A 16,880-nucleotide genomic window follows, 5' to 3' on the forward strand; every position below is an offset into this window, starting at 1 on the left:
AAGCCGCCCATCACAGGGAGTACAAACAAGCCCCATGCTTGAATTATTGCGCATACACAATCTCGCCCTGATCGAAGACATGGAACTTGAGTTCGTGCCAGGACTCAACGTGCTTACCGGCGAAACCGGCGCAGGCAAATCCTTCATCCTCAAGGCGGTAAATTTTCTCACCGGCGAAAAGCTGGGACGCGACCATGTGCGCGGCGGTGCGGACAAGGCCGTGGCCGAAGCCATCTTCATCCATGGCCGGGAAGAAACCATTGTCCGCCGCGAACTTTCGGCATCCACAGGACGCAGCCGACTGTTTATCAACGACCGGCTGTCCAGCGTGGAAAACATTGTCAAACGCCGTTCCAGCCTGTTTCTTCATACCAGCCAGCACGGGCAGCAGCTTCTGCTCCGGCCCTCGTATCAGGCCCGCATTGTGGACGGCTTTGTCACCGAGACCGAACTCTTTGACGAACGCACCGAACTGCTGGCCCGGCTCAAGGACATTTCCGAACAGCGTGCCGCGCTTCAGGCCCGCTATGACGAGCTTGCCAACCAACGCGATTTTCTCGAATTCCAGAAAAAGGAAATCGACAAGGTCGGCCCCCAACCCGGCGAAGAAGACGAGCTGGAAGCCAAACGCAAGACCCTGCGCCACCGCCGCGAGGTGAACGAAGCCGCGCAGAACGCCCTGGACCTGCTGGACGATCCGCAATCTGGCATTTGCGACGCCATGGGCAAACTTTCGCGCCATTTGAACGCCCTGGCAAAATTTCTGCCCGAATTTGCGGACGACGCCGCCACGGTGGAAGACCTCAACCTCCAACTGGGCGAGATTGACGGACGACTGCGGCGCATGCCTTCGGTGGCTCCGGAAGACAACCCCGAAACCATTGAAGCACGGTTGTTCGAGCTCTCGTCCTTGCGCCGCAAGCTGGGCAAATCCCTGGACCAGATCGTGGACCTGGCACGGGAAATCGACGACAACCTGTCGTTTCTCGACTCCTGCGCGTTGGACCTGAAAACCCTGCGCGACAAGGAAGAAAAGGAAGCCGACAAACTCCGCGCCGTACTGACCCGGCTGGACAAGGCCCGGGCTACAGCCGGGGAAACGTTGTGCGCACGGCTCAAAGAAGAACTTTCCTACCTGGGATTTTCCAAACACGCGGAAATCCACATCCAGTTCACGCCCACGGAAATCCACCCCGGCATCTCGGAAAACCGGGCGCGCATTCTGTGGATACCCAACCCCGGCATGCCCCCGCAGCCCCTGGACGCCATTGCCTCGGGCGGCGAACTTTCCCGCTTTCTCCTGGCCGTTACCAACCTCATCTCAGCCCAGGAACTACCTACGCTCATCTTCGACGAAGTGGACGCTGGCGTGGGCGGCCTGACCCTGAACAGCATGGCCGACCGGCTGGAACATCTGGCCGGACGCCAACAGGTCATACTCATTACCCACTGGCCGCAACTGGCGGCACGGGCCGCACGACACTTTACGGTGGTGAAGGAAGTGGACGACGGACGTACCTATACCCGCTGCCAGGCTTTGGCCTCAGAGGGCATTATGGCCGAACTTACCCGGATGGCGGGGGGGGGGAACAGGGGAAGGCGCTGGCTGAACAACTGGGTAAAGCCAGATAGTTGGGAGAGAGACGAGGCGGCTGCGCGATTTTTGCCTCTGGCTTCGTTCTAAAGAAGGCGGTTGGGACGGGATGGAGCTTTACTCCTATCCTCGCCCCAACCGCCTTCTTTACGCCTTGCCGGAACCAAAACTTACGCAGCCACGTGAACGTATGGGGTAAAGAAGAATAAGACGGGTTTCATAATGCTGCCTTCGCTTTCAAGCCAATTTCTAGCTACGATTTTACTTACAAACTAACCTGCCTTTTCCGCTCGAAATTCTCGTGCGCCCTTTTAGTTCACATCATCAATGGCTGTCATTTCGCCACGCCCCATTCTTCGGCGTGGCGTAACGACTCAGAAAAACCTGCAAATGCAGCTTACGAAGCTATGGCGCAAGGGTATTATCTCACCTGACTCGGTGCAAAGAGGCGGCAAAGACTTCTTGCCAGATACCTGCGGCCCCTTAGGCTCGGAAAGGGAGGGGAAGGTTCCGGAAACAAACGGGGAAACCGGGGCCTCTCCGGGTTTCCCCACTGTTTCCGGATAATTTTACAAAACTATGCTCGAAAATTAGCCGAAGGGACACCATGTCTCCCTTCAACCACGCATCCTCTTTTCTTAAGCCGATAAAGTGTATCAGGTTGGGATGTGCCTTTGGCGCAGCCAGCGCGAGATTTTCAACGCCCTGGCCGGGGGAACCAGGCCTTTTCGGGCTCTCCCACTGTTTTACCCCTCACTCTCTTTGCCGTACGCAACAATCTTCCGACATAACGAGGCGAAAGCATCAATTTCTTCCGGTTCCAAGGCGCTTTCTATTGTTTCCAGAACTTCGTGGCGCAGGCTGGCCGAACGGGCCAGAAAGGCTTTCCCCGCCTTGGTGATGGAAATGTCGTACGACCGCCTGTCGAGAGTACTACGCTCCTGCACCACATAGCCCTTGTCCAGCAGACGCTTGGTAAGCTTGGATATCCCGGACTGCGACACCCCCCGAAGCTCCGCCAGCTCCTTTGTCGTCTTGCTGCCTTGCGTTGCCAGTATGTCCAGCAGGTAATATTGGGCGGTCGCCACGCCTTCCACATTGTAGCGGCTGAGATTGCTGATGATCATGCATTGAAACGGAAGGTAGCTCTGTTCAAGCTCAGTGTTCGTCATGGCTTTTCCCTGTGCTGCGCGTACTTCTTCAGATAGCGTCCGGTTATGGAACCCGGCGCATGCAAAAGATCCTGAGGAGTTCCTTCAAAGAGGACTTTTCCCCCTTTTTGTCCGGCTCCGGGACCAAGGTCAACCACCCAGTCCGCCCCACAGAGCACGTCCAGGTTGTGTTCAATGACGATCATGGTATTCCCCTGGGCCACAAGCCTGTCCAACACCCGCATCAGTTGCGCCACATCCGCCATATGCAGCCCGGCGGTCGGTTCGTCCAGAATATACACCTGCCCTTTTCTGCCAAGTTCCGCCGCCAGTTTGACGCGCTGCAGCTCCCCGCCGGAAAGCGTGTCCAGCGTCTGCCCCAGCGTGATGTACCCCAGCCCCACTGTTTCCAGCCGGGAAAGATCCTCGGCTATGCCGCTCCCGGCAAAGAAGCGGCAGGCATCATGCACGGTCAGCGAGAGCACCTCGAAAATATTCTTCCCGTCCAGGGCATAGCGCAGAACATCCTGCGTGTAGCGCTTGCCCGCGCAGGTCTCGCAGGTGGTGGCCACAGAATCCATGAACGCCAGGTCCGTATACACCACCCCCAGCCCCTTGCACTCGGGACAGGCGCCCTTGGAATTGAAGCTGAAAAGCCCCGCACCCACATTGTTGGCCCGGGCGAATTGCTTGCGAATGGCATCGAACACCCCGACGGCCGTGGCTATATTCGACCGCTTGGAGGCGTGCATGGATTTTTGATCGATGGCGATGCACCCCGGACAATATTCCGGCAGAACCCCGTTGATCAGGCTGCTTTTCCCGGAACCGGCCACGCCGGTCACAACGGTCAGAACATTCTTTGGAATACGCACGGAGATGTTTTTCAGATTGTGCAGGGTTGCGCCTTCAATGGAAATATATCCCAACGGGTTGCGGAGATTTTTCTTGAACGAAACGGTCCGCGAAAGATGTTTTGCCGTCAGCGTGTCCGCCTGCCGCAGCCCGTCGTAGCTTCCCTGAAAGACGATGTTGCCGCCAGCCGTCCCCGCCCTCGGCCCCATGTCCACCACGTGGTCGGCCGTGCGAATGACATCCGGGTCGTGCTCCACCACAAGGAGCGTGTTTCCCTTGTCCCGCAGCAAGCGCAGCAGGTCGTTGACCCGGTCCACATCGTAGGGATGCAGCCCGATGCTGGGTTCATCCAGAATATAGGCCACGCCGGTCAGACTGCTGCCGAGCTGCCGCAGCAACTTGATGCGTTGCGACTCGCCGCCTGAAAGGGTCGATGTTTCCCGGTTCAGGCTCAGATATCCCAGCCCAATGGACACCATCTGTTCCAGCTGGTTCCTCAGTGCGGAAAAAATCGGCTTCACCTTGGCCGGATGGTCCAGCCCCTTCAGAAAGGCAAGCATGTCGTCGGCCTGCATCGACGTGCACTCGCCAATGCTTTTCCCTCCCACCAGAGACGACAAGACCTCGGGACTCAGCCGATGGCCGCGGCAGTCGGGACATGTGCCCCGGCTGACAATGGCGTCGATCCTTTTCCTGTGCCTGAGGCGCTCCTCGCCTTCGCCATGCAGAAAACTCCGTTCAATACGCGGAATCACCCCTTCGTACACAGCCGTCTTGGGCCATTGCGGATCGGGATGCGGCGGTTTTACACCCGTTGTGTGCAGCAGCAGGTCCATTTCCTGTGCACTGAAGTCCCGGAGCTTCTTCCCGTTGTCGAACATCCCGGAATGCACATAGCGACGCAACCGCCAGCCTCCCGGCTCGAACGTGGGAAAACGTATCGCCCCTTCGGAAAGAGACTTTTCCTTGTCCAGCAGCCGGTCCATGCCGATGGAATCCACCTTGCCGGTTCCGCCGCAGGTTTTGCACATGCCCTTGGGGTTGTTGAAGGAAAAGACTTCGGCAAGGCCCACATACGGCGTGCCCAGACGCGAATACAAAAGCCGCAGCAGCGAATAGATATCCGTTATGGTGCCCACCGTGGACCGTGCATTGCCGCCCAGGCGCTTCTGGCTGATGACAAAGGAAACCGGCAGGTTTTCTATGCCGTCCACATCGGGCTGCCCGTATTGGGGAAGCCGGTGCCGGATAAAGCTGGAATAGCTTTCGTTCAGCTGGCGCTGGGATTCCGCCGCAATCGTATCGAATACAAGCGATGACTTCCCGGAACCCGAGACTCCGGTAAACACCGTGATTTTTTTGGAAGGAATGGACAGGGACACGTTGTTGAGGTTGCGTTCCCGTGCCCTGCGGACATGAAGATTGTCGTCCTGCATAGCAAGCTCCTTTGTTGCAGGAAGCTTGATATGGTCATTATATGACATAGTCAACTAAATGGGGTAACGTATTAGAAAGAGACGCGGCTGCGCGATTTTTGCCCCCGGCTACGTTGAATTAAAAAGGAGTTTGGACGGGATGGAGCTTTACTCCTATCCTCGCCCCAACTCCTTTTTTTTCGCCTTGCCGGGAACAAAACTTACGCAGCCGCGTGACGTGTGGGGTAATAAAAACGCCTTTCTATTGCACCACCTTGCAAACCAATTTATAGAAATGCTTCCGATGGCACAGGTCGGAAGATGGCTCTGCTAACCTGTGCCGGGTAGCGACGCGGCCATCTCGCGTACGTTTCAGCCCAGTACACATTTATGGTCTATCATCTGGATTAACCGCTAGTTAGCTCTATCTTTTCGTCCACAGGGACTTTTCAACTATCCGTGCGCCCTTCCACTCCACATCATCAATGGCCCCCTATTCGCCACGCCCCATTCTTTGGCGTGGCGCAACTGTTGTGCAAACGGTTACAAATGCAGCTTACGAACCTATGGCGCAAGGGTGCTATCTCACCTGACTTGGTACGAAGAGGCGGCAAAGACTTCCTGCCAGATACCTGCGGCCCCTTAGGGCCGGAAAGGGAGGGGAAGGTTCAGGAAACAAACGGGGAAACCGGGGCCTCTCCGGGTTTCCCCACTGTTTCCGGAAAATTCGACAAAATTTATTTGAAAGGCAGCCGCGGGGACACCGTGTCTCCCTATACCCAGCCGCCTCTTCCCTCTTCACTGCGCGAAAAGCGCAGTGTGCTTTCTTTCCTTGCCCCCGCAGCAATCCCCCCAAGGACCACAGGCGGGGCAAAAAACGTGAGATCAAGGCGCGAGGATGTTGGCGGTTGTGAAGCGTATTCTTCCATACGCGAGGGTTCGCCAACACCGCAGCAACGCGGATATCGCGAATTTTTCCCCCGCCTACTCCTACCTCTTGGTCAACCCAAACTTCTTCAACTTATACTGCAACGTCCGCCTGCTCACCCCCAACAACTCCGCCGTCCTCTCCCTGTGCCCTCCTGTAGCCTCCAACGCCTGCTCCAAAGCATGACGCTCGGCCGCATCAAACGACACTTCCTCCTGCTCTTCACCCTCATCTCCCCGTACATCCAAACGAATCTCCGCCCCTTCCTGAAACACGTCAGGCAACAAGTCCGGGGTCAGCAGATCGGTGCGGGCCAAAACCAGAGTACGCTCCAAAACATTCTCCAACTCACGCACATTACCCGGCCAGTCATACCGGGCCAGAGCGTCCAAAAACTCCGGGGAAACCGAACAGACATCCAAATGGTTCTTTTCTGCCAGACGGCGCAAAAGAAAACTGGTCAGCAATGGAATATCGGTTTTGCGCTGGCGCAACGGAGGAATGCAGACCTCCAAAACATTGAGACGGAAATAGAGATCCTCACGAAATTTGTCTTTCTTGATCTCCTGCTGGAGGTCGCGGTTTGTGGCTGCCAAAACGCGTACATCAACGGAAACCGGTTTGATTCCGCCCAGCGGTTCCACCTCGCCCTCCTGAAGCACCCGCAACAGCTTGGCCTGGAGCGCCAAGGGCATTTCCCCTATCTCGTCCAGAAAAAGCGTTCCCCCGGATGCCAGCTGAAACCGGCCGGGCTTGTCCTTTACCGCGCCGGTAAAAGCCCCTTTCATGTAGCCGAACAGCTCGCTTTCCAACAGGTCGCCGGGCAATGCCGCACAATTGACCTTGATGAGCGGTCCGTCCTTGCGCAGGGAAAGGGCATGCAGCTTTTCCGCCACCAATTCCTTGCCCGTGCCCGACTCGCCCAGAATGAGCACACGGGCCTCCGTGGGCGCGGCCTGGGCCACCAGCTCGTTCATCTCGCACACGGCAGGGCTTTGCCCTATGATGCGCGGCCCCTTTTCCTTATCCACCACCCGGCTTCGCAGGCTTTCGTTTTCCGCCAACAACGCCCCGTACTGGGCTGCCTTGACGAGCACGGTTTCCAGCTCGTCGTTGTCCGCCGGTTTGGTAAGATAGTCGAAGGCGCCCTGCTTCATGGCTTCCACGGCCGGCCCCACGGAACCGAAGGCCGTCAGCATGACCACCGGCACGGCGGGATGGTCGCGGCGCATGTGGCGCAACACGTCCACACCATCCATGCCAGGCATTTTCATATCCAGCAGAACCACGTCGGGCATGGCGGAATTGTCGTCGCGTTCAGCCTCCTTGTCCTTGAGAAGGGACAAGGCCTTCAGGCCGTCCTCGGCCTCGTCAACCTGCCAACCACGTTCGCTCATTACCGCGCGCACCATCAGTCGGTGGCCCGGCTCGTCGTCCACCACCAGCAATTTTTTTCCGTTCATCCGTCCGTCTGCTCCGGGAATATGCTTAAGTATTGAGATTATGTGAGCATAATCCTTCCGGCGTAACTTATCCAGGCGTCAGACGCCCTTGATTTTCGTGTATTTTTGCGCAAATTAAGTGTACGTTCCCCCGGCTCTACCCACTTATAGTCTTTTTTGTGGAGAAAACATCATGGCCGATCTGAAAAAAAATATTACAGACCGATACAAGCGGGAATTCGTGCAGGTAATCTGCCCCAAGTGCAGACGCACCCAGATTATCGCCCTTCCCGAAGAACCCATGCCCAAATGCGAAGACTGCAACGTGGAAATGATCATCACCGAGGTGCTCACAGAAGGGAAGTATTAACGGGGTCCCCGTGGGATGCCGTTTCGCCCTCTGCAAATAATCATTCTATGGAGGATCACATGCTCAGCAAAACCCTGCGGATCGTTCTCATGGCTCTGGTGGCCGGGATGCTGCTCGTTTCCGGCGCAATGGCCGACGACATCGAACTGGCCAAAAAATCCACGGTCGAATCCATTCTCAAACGCGGCGAGTTGCGTGTCGGCTTCGACGCCGGTTACCTGCCCTTTGAAATGACCGACAAAAAAGGCAACTACGTGGGCTTCGACATCGATCTGGCTAAGGAACTGGCCAAATCCATGGGTGTGAAGTTCGTGCCCGTCAACACCGACTTCGACGGCATGATCCCCGCCCTGCTCACGGACAAGTTCGACATCATCATCTCCGGCATGACCGTGAACCAGGAACGCAACCTGAAGATCAACTTTGCCGATCCGTATATCGTTGTAGGACAGACCATCCTCATCCCGGCCAAGCTTGCCGGAACCATCAAGTCCTACAGCGATCTGAACGATCCCAAGTACACCGTGGTTTCCCGTCTGGGCACCACCGGTGAGCAGGCTGCCAAGCGCATGATACCCAAGTCCACGTTCAAGTCCTTTGACAAGGAAGCGGACGGCGCCCTGGAAGTACTGAACGGCCGCGCCGACGCCTGGGTATACGACTTTCCCTTCAACGTGCTGTTCAAGGCACAGCAGGGCAAGGACAAGCTGGTCCACCTGGACACCCCCTTCACCTACGAGCCTCTGGCTTTCGGCATTCGCAAGGGCGATCCCGATTTCCTGAACTACCTGGACAACTTCCTGCGCCAGATCAAGAACGACGGCCGCTACGACCGCATCTACAACAAGTGGATGAAGTCCGACGGCTGGCTGAGACAGGTTCAATAGGCCGAACAGCTTTTGTGCAAAACCGGGGCCCAGCGCCCCGGTTTTGCATACGGCCTTGCAGCGCATACTCCGCGCAACTCACAACGAATCCATAAAATTTCAAGGTACGAGCATCATGAGACAACGCTCCGGACTGGACCGCCCAAGAAGCCCCATGTGGTACGCCATGTGGAAGGCCGCCTTTGTCATCATAGTCATCGGCGGCGTTTTGACCATGTGGGCGGCCAGTGAATCCGTCGAATACATCTGGCGCTGGAACCGCGTGCCCCAATATTTCTGGACCGATGCCACCGTGGACGTGCGGGCCGAAATTGAAGGCGACGTCTCGTCCATCACCAAGCGCGACGGTTCGAACTTCATCACCATCAGCGGCCCTTCCAATCAGGAGACCTACAACCTGCACAAAGGCGAGCCCCTGGTTTACGAAGGTGACATGATCTCGCCGGGCGACGTCCTGGGATCCTACCGATTAAGCCAGCCCGGCATCATGCTCGAGGGGCTGTGGCTCACCCTCAAGATCAGTTTCATCGCCATCATCTTCGGCATTTTTCTCGGCGTGCTTACCGGTCTCATGCGTATTTCGCGCAACCCATGTTTCCGATGGCTGTCCATCACCTACATTGAAATCATCCGTGGTTCGCCACTTCTGGTGCAGATTTTCCTGTGGTATTTCGTGATGGGCACGCTCATCAACTCCATCCTGGACAAGTACGGCATAGGCCATATTCCGCCCCTGTGGTACGGCGTTATCGCCCTGGCCATTTTTACGGGCGCGTACACGGCGGAAATCGTACGTGCGGGCATCCAGTCCGTACACCGGGGCCAGATGGAGGCGGCGCGCTCCCTGGGCATGAGCAGCGCCCAGGCCATGCGCAAGGTCATTCTGCCGCAGGCCTTCCGCCGCATCATGCCGCCGCTGGCAGGCCAGTTCATCAGCCTCATCAAGGACTCGTCCCTTTTGGGCGTCATCGCCATCCGCGAACTGACCAAGGCCACGCGCGAGATCGTAACCTCCAGCCTGCAGCCTTTTGAAATGTGGATCGTCTGTGCCTGCCTCTACCTGGTGCTGACCTTCACGCTGTCCCTTTTTGTCCAGTACCTCGAACGCAGGGCGGTGATCAGATGATGATACGGGCTGAAAGCGTCTGCAAATACTTCTATGTTCCTGAAAAACTGGAGGCCCTCAAAAACGTCTCCATGGACGTCGCACCCAGTGAAGTGGTCGTTATCATCGGCCCTTCCGGATCGGGAAAGTCCACCTTTCTGCGCTGCCTCAACCGCCTGGAATACGCGGATGAAGGCTCCATCCGTATAGAGGGCACGGACATCCTCGACCCCAAATGCGACATCAACAAGATCCGGGCCGAGGTGGGCATGGTTTTCCAGAGCTTCAACCTCTTTCCGCACAAAAGCGTGCTGGACAACCTGACCATGGCCCAGCAGACCGTGCGCAAGCGCCGCAAAAAGGAAGCCGAGGAAGTCGGCATGGCCCTGCTGAAAAAGGTGGGCATTGCGGAAAAGTACAATGTCTACCCGGATCAACTTTCCGGCGGCCAGCAGCAGCGTGTGGCCATTGCCCGCTCATTGGCCATGAATCCGAAGGTCATGCTCTTTGACGAGCCGACCTCGGCCCTGGACCCGGAAATGGTGGGCGAGGTCCTCGACGTTATGAAGAACCTGGCCCAGGAAGGCATGACCATGGTCGTGGTAACGCACGAAATGGGCTTTGCCCGCGAAGTTGCCGACCGCGTGGTCTTTATGGACCACGGGCAGATTCTGGAGATCAATACGCCGAGCGAGTTTTTCGACAACCCGCAGGACGAACGCTCCAAGCTCTTTTTGAGCCAGATTCTCTAGCCCCTCAACGTATTGTGATCCTTTTTCCGAAAAAAAAACCTCCGGCCGCATGGTCGGAGGTTTTTTTATATCCATCTGCCTTGAATATATAGGATACGATCATACCATGCGGCGTTTTCTCCAAACTCTCATACTGGTGTCCACGGTTCTTTTGTGGACGAGTGCGCATGCTGAAAAGAAAATTTTTCTGGTCAGCCTGGAAAACCCACCCCAAACCTACACGGAAAACGGGCAGGTTTGGGGCTTCAATACGGACATTGCCAGGGAAGCGTTGCGACGCGCCGGATATGCAATGGAAATTCAACTCGTCCCCTGGAGCCGGGCGCTTGCCTTGGTCCGCATGGGCCAGGCCGACGGCATCATAGACGCCGCTTTCACTACCGAACGCTCCGCGTACCTTCTGTATCCGCACACTCCCTTATACGAAGAGCGTTTTCACGCATTCCAGCGCGCCGACACGGACATCAGCTTTGACCAGAATTTCTCCGGCGCTGAAAAACTGCGCGTTGGCACGGACCGCGACTACTATTACGGAGCGCACCTCTCTCCACTGCTCAAGCCTCCTCTGTTTGCAAAGGTGGAAAAGACGGTGGGTATTGAATGCAACATCCGCAAGCTGCTCAACGACCGGGTGGACATCATCATCGAGCAGAACGGTCCCCTCTGGACAACAGCCCGGAAAATGGGGGTTGCCGACAAGATAAAACCCGCGCTCTCCAGCCGCGATGGAAAGCCCCTGTTGATGAGCATTTCCAAGACCTATCTGGCATTCTCACGTAAAAACATATCGCAGGAATTTGTAGACAAGATAGACCATATTTTAAAGCAGATGCAGGACGATGGTTTTATGAAAAGAACCCGCGAGGCGTATAAAAAATAAACGAAGCCAACAAATAATAATGAGTGGCCCCTACCCCGAGGCAAGAAAATGGTCTAAATTATATTCATGTTTAGAACCATCTTTGCCATACTTTGGGTGCTCAGCTCCCTGTTCTGCAGCTCTCCGGGCCAGACAGCCCAGACGGGCCAAATGGGCCCAATGGCACAGGTCATGCTTTTGGTCGGGCCGGAGAATCCGCCCTCGGAGTTCACTGCGAGGAACGGCGATATCCGGGGCTTTAATGCGGATATTGCCAGGGAAGCCCTTCGCCGCATGGGATACAGCGCAAAAATCCTGATAGTGCCCTGGAACCGGGCCTTGGCAATGGTCCGTGCCGGAAATGCGGACGGCATTCTCGACGCGGCCTTCACCCCGGAGCGAAAGGCATTTTTGCGCTACCCCCATACCCCGATCAATGTGGAACATTTGTACGCCTACCAGCGAAGCACCACTGATATTCGCCTTTTTCCAGACCTGTCCGATGCCCGAAAGCTGCGCGTGGGACTTCTTACAGGAGCAGCCTACGGTCCCCGCTTCACCAGGCAGATTGCCAACGGCACTTTCGCCCATGTGGAATACACGGTTGTCCCGGAGCACAATCTCCGCAAGCTGCTCAGCAAGCGTATGGACATGTTCATCAAAGCGCAGCAACCGCTCAAAAAAATGGCACAACGGATGGGAGCTGAAGAAAAAATAAAGCCCGTGCTGTCGCGCTTGGACGGAAAGCCCTTGCTGATAAGCACGTCCAAGACCTATCTGGCGTTCTCGCGCAAAAAAGTATCCCAGGAATTTGTTGAAAAAATTGACCATATTCTGGAGCAGATGCGGGACGAAGGATTTATGAAAAAAACTCACGAGGCGTACGAATAAAGGAAGCCCTTCTCGCCCATTTTACGGATTCTGCCAGCTACAAATTCTGCGCGTCTTCCCAATCAATTTATTTCTTCTACCAACTCTTGACCAAATATAATAAGCACTGAGAATGCTTATGAAAATATGCGCTGCCCTTGTGGTAGCCCTCTGCATTTTCTGCAGCCCCATGCATGCGGAACAAACAATTTTCCTGGTTGGTCCGGAGCACCCGCCCCTGGAGTTCACAACTCCCAACGGCACTCCATCCGGCTACAATGTGGAAGTTGTTCGGGAAGCACTGCGCCGCATAGGCTACAAGGCCATAATCCGCCTGTACCCCTGGAACAGAGCCATGGCCATGGTATACAACGGAAAGGCCGACGGCATTCTCGACGCCGCCTCCACCGAAAACCGCACCTATTTTCTGATTTACCCGGAAACCCCGATCCACGTTGAAGAGTATTATGCCTACCAGCCTGTAACTTCCAACATCCGCCTGTCGCCGGACCTGTCCAACGCCCGCGGTCTGTGTGTGGGGCTTCTCAAAGGCGGGGCCTACGGCCCGCGTCTGGAGCGTCTTCTGGCAAAAGACATCTTCTCCCGCATCGAATACACCGTGGTTCCGGAACAGCATATCCCCAAACTGCTCAACAAACGCATGGACATCATGATCGGGCAAGGCCCGCCCGGAAAGCGAATGGCACCGCGCGCCGGTGTCCCCCCGACGATAAAACCCGTTCTTTCCACCCTGGACGGAAAGCCCCTGCTTATAAGTATTTCCAAGACCTACCTGGCCTTCTCCCGCAAAAAAATACCCCAGGAGCTGGTCGACAAATTCGATATGGCCCTGAAGGAAATGCAGGCTGAAGGTTATATGAAAAAAATGCAGGAAAAATACGAATAGCCCGGCGGAGATTTGGCGCGATCTGCATCCGGAATCTGCCGCGGGGTTCCAGCTGCCAGCCTCCGGCGCCTGAACAAAGTGGTCGAACCGGTCGAGCCGAAAGAATTGGTCGTATTGGGGGCACCAAAACCCCGGTCTTCTTTCCTTCAAAATCCATATATACTTTGCACAACACCACTTCTGTGCCATTATGCAAAGTGCCCACTGCCCAAGTGCACTTTGCCAGCTCCCTGCATACGCCCGCTTCTTCCTGGCAATGGCCTTGGCGAATGAATGGCCCGGTGGCCGGCCCGAACATAGGCTGGCCGTGAAACCGGACTGGCCGTGAAACAGGGCTGACCAGACGCCGGGGCCATGTTTGCCACCAAACAACGGAACCTCGGTTCGCGACAGGAGGACCAGAGACCATGCGCGCTCTTTTCACAATCCTATTGGCCGCATTAACGGTGACCTTCCTGAACGGCTGCGGCAGCGGTTCCGATTCCTCAAACGCCCCCCTGAGTGCCACGCAAACCTCGTTCAACGCTTCCGGCGGACAAACCGCCCTGAGCGTGCATGTGGACAATAAAATGGCCTGGACCATACACAGCCCTGCCACCTGGCTCACAGTCAGCAGCTATGCGGGAACAGGCACCACCACCCTGCAACTTACCGTCGCCGAAAACGTCACCCCGGGGGATCGGTCGGCCGAAGTGCTGCTTGGCAAACAAGGCGTCCGCATTACCCAGTCCGGTGGCAACAACACCGTGCCCGCCGTCTTTGAGAAAGCTTCCTTCCGGCTCCCCTCCGCAATGACCAGCATTGCGCCCGGCCAGTGGAGCAGCGAAACCGCAACCACACTCTGTGAACTCAAGGTCGCCTCGGCACCCGGATTCGTGGACCTCAACAGCATTGAAACCGGAAACTCCGGTGCCAACGCCGCCTACTACAAGGTCCGCAAACGGACCTTCATCAACGGCACGGACGCCTATCTGTTCGAAACCGTTCCCGACCAGAACGGCATTTCCTGGGGCAAAATATGGCTGAACCATGGCGCCAACTGGTACGCCTTCGCCACCAGGACCCATAATGCCGACCTGCTCTATGTGCTGACAACCACACTGCAATTTTCGCAATAGGAAAAGAGAACAACGCACCATGCACAAGGCCGCTCTCCTGGCGCCTCTGACGCCCCTAACGCCCCTGTCGCCCTTGCCCATGGCCCTTGCTCTATTTTGCCCCTGACACCCCTGCCATGGCCCTTGTTCTTTTGCCCTTGTCGCTATGCTTCTTTCCGCTGTCTGCGACCTGGCCGACTCTGCCAATGTGCGGGGCGGCACACCCCGTTCGGACGTTTCCCCAAAAAGTAAGGAGCGCTCCCGCTGGAAACGCTCCTTTTGCCCCCTTCATTCGACAGTCCCTCCTGTCGGAATGAGCTTGAGGCATACCCTCTGTGGCAGGGCCAAACCTAACGATATTACGGACACCACATTACGGCAAGATGCTGCCAGTTTCCCTGACGGTACAATGCGTCGTCCACCACATGGACCACTCCACTCGTCACATCGTGCTCTTCCAGCAGCCAACAGGCCTGCAGGGCCATTTCCTCGGCCATCTTCCGGGATTCCTGGGCGGAATCGACGCCAAGAACCACTGTGGACGAGCCGACATCGCGTATATAGACATTCTTCACACCCGGCAGTCCGGCAAGCGACCGGCGGGCGGCCTCCAGACGCAACGTCGAGCGGACAGCCTCCAACCGTTCCCTGCTTTCGGCGGGAATGGAAGCTCCCACGCCTTCGGCGCTACGGATCGCGGCTGGAGGTTCTTTCGTATGCTCGGCCCAATGGCGGCGGCTTTCCTCCAGCTGCTGAATGGGCGACAGGGCATTTTCGCGCTGAACCTGACGCGCTCTGTACGTGGTGGTCAGAAAAAGCAGGCTGAAAACAACAAACAGCACGCCGAACACCACCAGGGACAGCGTACGTTCAAAAGGACTCACTTCACGCGGGGCTTGTTCCTCCGAATCGAACCAGTCCCGGTTCTCCATGTCCTGCTGATCATTTTCCGCATCATGGAAGCGCATCTGAAGCAGGTTGGACGCCAGAACCCCCGCCGAAGCCAAAGCTAATACGGCAAACAGGCTTTGCATGGCACATCTCCCGGCTTGAGTCTCGCGGCACCGAGGGGAAACCGGATTATGAACAAGATTACACCATGCCACCATTTTTGACATTATTTTTTTTAAACATACCGGCCGGTAAAACAGGAAGAGGCCCGAAAAACGAAACCCCGGAGTACGATTTATGCGCACTCCGGGGAGAATCATTACGAAAACTATATGTTCTTGGAAAATCCGCCCTTTACCAGCAAGGCCGGACGGAAAAACGGATCAGACCACTCCCAGCCGCTTCATTTTTTTGCGCAGCCCTTCCCGGCTTATGCCCAGCCTGCGGGCGGCTTCGGCCTTGTTGCCGCCGGTCTGGCCCAGGGCCTGGCGTATCAGGTCGGTTTCGGCATCGGCCAGATTCACACCGCCCCTGGAGGGTGAAACCCGATGCACAATCTTGCCGTCCAGCTCCATCTGAATATCCGAGGAAAAATCCTCCAGCCGGATGACTTCGCCATGGGAAAGCACCACGGCACGCTCCACCTCGTTGTCCAATTCACGGACGTTGCCGGGCCAGTGGTAGCCTTTGAGCGCTTCAGCAACACCCGGAGCCAGACGTTTGCTGCCCACCCCCATGCGCAGGACGTGTTCCCGGAGAAAATAGTTCAGCAGCAGAGGAATGTCGTTTCTGCGTTCACGCAGGGACGGAAGATGCAGGCCGACCACGTTGAGCCGATAAAACAGATCTTCTCGAAAATTGCCCTCTTCCACCTCTGCCTTGAGTTCCTTGTTGGTGGCAGCCACCAACCGGACATCCACGGGAATGGGTTTGCGCCCGCCCACGCGTTCGACCATGCGCTCTTCGATTACCCGCAGGATCTTGACCTGGCTTTCCAGACTCATGTCGCCGATTTCATCGAGAAACAAAGTGCCGCCGTGGGCCTGTTCGATGCGCCCTATGCGCATCTCCACGCCCGTGGCAACGCCGCGCTCTATGCCGAAGAGTTCGGCCTCGAACAAATCCTTGGGGATGCTGGCGCAGTTGAGGGCGACAAAGGGCTGTTCGCTGCGCAGGCTGTTGTAGTGCAGGGACTTGGCAACAAGCTCCTTGCCTGTTCCGGTCTCGCCCGTAATGAGCACGTTGACCGGAGTATCGGCAATTTTCTCCACTTGTTCGAGTACCTTGACCATGGGCCTGCTTTGCCCGATGATGCGCCCCGGCGAGAACTTGGAACGCAGGTTGCGCTTGAGTTGCTTGTTCTCCTTGGCCAGACGCAGATGCATTTTCTCCACTTCGGCCTTGGCCGCCTTGAGCTCCTCTATGATGTGCTCCAGGCGGTATTCCCTGGCCTCCACCTTGACCAGCATCATGCCGAAGGCTTCGGCAAGCCCGGTCACGGTGGCGGGGTAGCAGCCCACGCGGGTCATCTCGAACAGATCGCGGGCCTCGGTAAAGCGGCCCTTGGCTATATCTTCGCATATGTTGGCAAGATGGCCTAAAAGTTCGTTTTCCGGTTCCATGCCTTTCTCCTAGCCGAGTTTTTCCAGGAAATACTCCGCAGGGTTCAGGTTGATTGGGGGACGATCCGGCAGGCGGCTAACGGCCTGAGCGCAGAACGAAATCACGGGAAATTCGATTGTACAGGTGTAACGGCC

General features: G+C 56.6%; 14 protein-coding genes. 9 read left to right on the forward strand and 5 right to left on the reverse strand.

Annotated elements, in window-relative coordinates:
* Positions 1 to 34: 34 nt before the first annotated feature.
* Positions 35 to 1,684 (forward strand): DNA repair protein RecN, encoded by a 1,650-nt coding sequence (locus ACI0FJ_RS13270; RefSeq protein WP_424304314.1) that lies wholly within the window; start codon positions 35 to 37, stop codon positions 1,682 to 1,684.
* Between the two features lie 656 nt (positions 1,685 to 2,340).
* Here ACI0FJ_RS13270 and ACI0FJ_RS13275 read toward each other — a convergent pair.
* The 3 genes from ACI0FJ_RS13275 to ACI0FJ_RS13285 form a co-directional block, all read right to left on the reverse strand.
* On the reverse strand, positions 2,341 to 2,766 hold the full coding sequence (locus ACI0FJ_RS13275; protein WP_424304316.1) for a MarR family winged helix-turn-helix transcriptional regulator: 426 nt from the start codon (positions 2,764 to 2,766) through the stop codon (positions 2,341 to 2,343).
* Entirely contained in the window at positions 2,763 to 5,036 is a 2,274-nt protein-coding gene (locus ACI0FJ_RS13280) for an ATP-binding cassette domain-containing protein (RefSeq protein WP_424304318.1), read from the reverse strand. The genes ACI0FJ_RS13275 and ACI0FJ_RS13280 overlap by 4 nt, the downstream gene beginning before the upstream one ends.
* Before the next feature lie 969 nt (positions 5,037 to 6,005).
* Positions 6,006 to 7,406 carry a sigma-54-dependent transcriptional regulator gene (locus ACI0FJ_RS13285; protein WP_424304320.1) on the reverse strand — a complete coding sequence of 467 codons (1,401 nt, stop codon included), beginning with the start codon at positions 7,404 to 7,406 and terminating at the stop codon, positions 6,006 to 6,008.
* A 172-nt stretch (positions 7,407 to 7,578) separates the two neighbouring features.
* Here ACI0FJ_RS13285 and ACI0FJ_RS13290 point away from each other — a divergent pair, with 172 nt between their 5' ends.
* The 8 genes from ACI0FJ_RS13290 to ACI0FJ_RS13325 all read left to right on the forward strand — a co-directional run bounded on the left by ACI0FJ_RS13290 (position 7,579) and on the right by ACI0FJ_RS13325 (position 14,253).
* Positions 7,579 to 7,755 carry a hypothetical protein gene (locus ACI0FJ_RS13290; RefSeq protein ID WP_424304322.1) on the forward strand — a complete coding sequence of 59 codons (177 nt, stop codon included), beginning with the start codon at positions 7,579 to 7,581 and terminating at the stop codon, positions 7,753 to 7,755.
* 59 nt (positions 7,756 to 7,814) lie between these two features.
* Complete coding sequence (locus tag ACI0FJ_RS13295) at positions 7,815 to 8,642, forward strand: transporter substrate-binding domain-containing protein (protein WP_424304324.1); 828 nt, start codon at positions 7,815 to 7,817, stop codon at positions 8,640 to 8,642.
* A 115-nt stretch (positions 8,643 to 8,757) separates the two neighbouring features.
* A complete protein-coding gene (locus ACI0FJ_RS13300; RefSeq protein ID WP_424304326.1) occupies positions 8,758 to 9,768 on the forward strand; it encodes an ABC transporter permease subunit in 1,011 nt (336 codons plus the stop codon).
* A complete protein-coding gene (locus ACI0FJ_RS13305) occupies positions 9,768 to 10,499 on the forward strand; it encodes an amino acid ABC transporter ATP-binding protein (protein ID WP_424306568.1) in 732 nt (243 codons plus the stop codon). Before ACI0FJ_RS13300 ends, ACI0FJ_RS13305 begins: the two co-directional genes overlap by 1 nt.
* 106 nt (positions 10,500 to 10,605) lie before the next feature.
* Positions 10,606 to 11,379 (forward strand): substrate-binding periplasmic protein, encoded by a 774-nt coding sequence (locus tag ACI0FJ_RS13310; protein ID WP_424304328.1) that lies wholly within the window; start codon positions 10,606 to 10,608, stop codon positions 11,377 to 11,379.
* 66 nt (positions 11,380 to 11,445) lie between these two features.
* Entirely contained in the window at positions 11,446 to 12,249 is an 804-nt protein-coding gene (locus ACI0FJ_RS13315) for a substrate-binding periplasmic protein (protein ID WP_424304330.1), read from the forward strand.
* A gap of 118 nt (positions 12,250 to 12,367) precedes the next feature.
* Positions 12,368 to 13,135: a substrate-binding periplasmic protein gene (locus ACI0FJ_RS13320; RefSeq protein ID WP_424304332.1), complete on the forward strand. Its 768-nt coding sequence runs from the start codon at positions 12,368 to 12,370 to the stop codon at positions 13,133 to 13,135.
* A gap of 407 nt (positions 13,136 to 13,542) precedes the next feature.
* On the forward strand, positions 13,543 to 14,253 hold the full coding sequence (locus ACI0FJ_RS13325; protein WP_424304334.1) for a BACON domain-containing protein: 711 nt from the start codon (positions 13,543 to 13,545) through the stop codon (positions 14,251 to 14,253).
* 338 nt (positions 14,254 to 14,591) lie between these two features.
* On the opposite strand, the gene ACI0FJ_RS13330 is transcribed toward ACI0FJ_RS13325, so the two are convergent.
* The gene (locus tag ACI0FJ_RS13330; protein WP_424304336.1) at positions 14,592 to 15,266 is read right to left on the reverse strand and encodes a hypothetical protein; all 675 of its coding nucleotides are present in this window, start codon (positions 15,264 to 15,266) and stop codon (positions 14,592 to 14,594) included.
* A 240-nt stretch (positions 15,267 to 15,506) separates the two neighbouring features.
* A complete protein-coding gene (locus tag ACI0FJ_RS13335; protein WP_424304338.1) occupies positions 15,507 to 16,745 on the reverse strand; it encodes a sigma-54 interaction domain-containing protein in 1,239 nt (412 codons plus the stop codon).
* Between the last annotated feature and the right edge of the window lie 135 nt (positions 16,746 to 16,880).

It is taken from the genome of Desulfovibrio sp. 7SRBS1 (genome assembly GCF_049723905.1).
GTDB lineage: Bacteria > Desulfobacterota > Desulfovibrionia > Desulfovibrionales > Desulfovibrionaceae.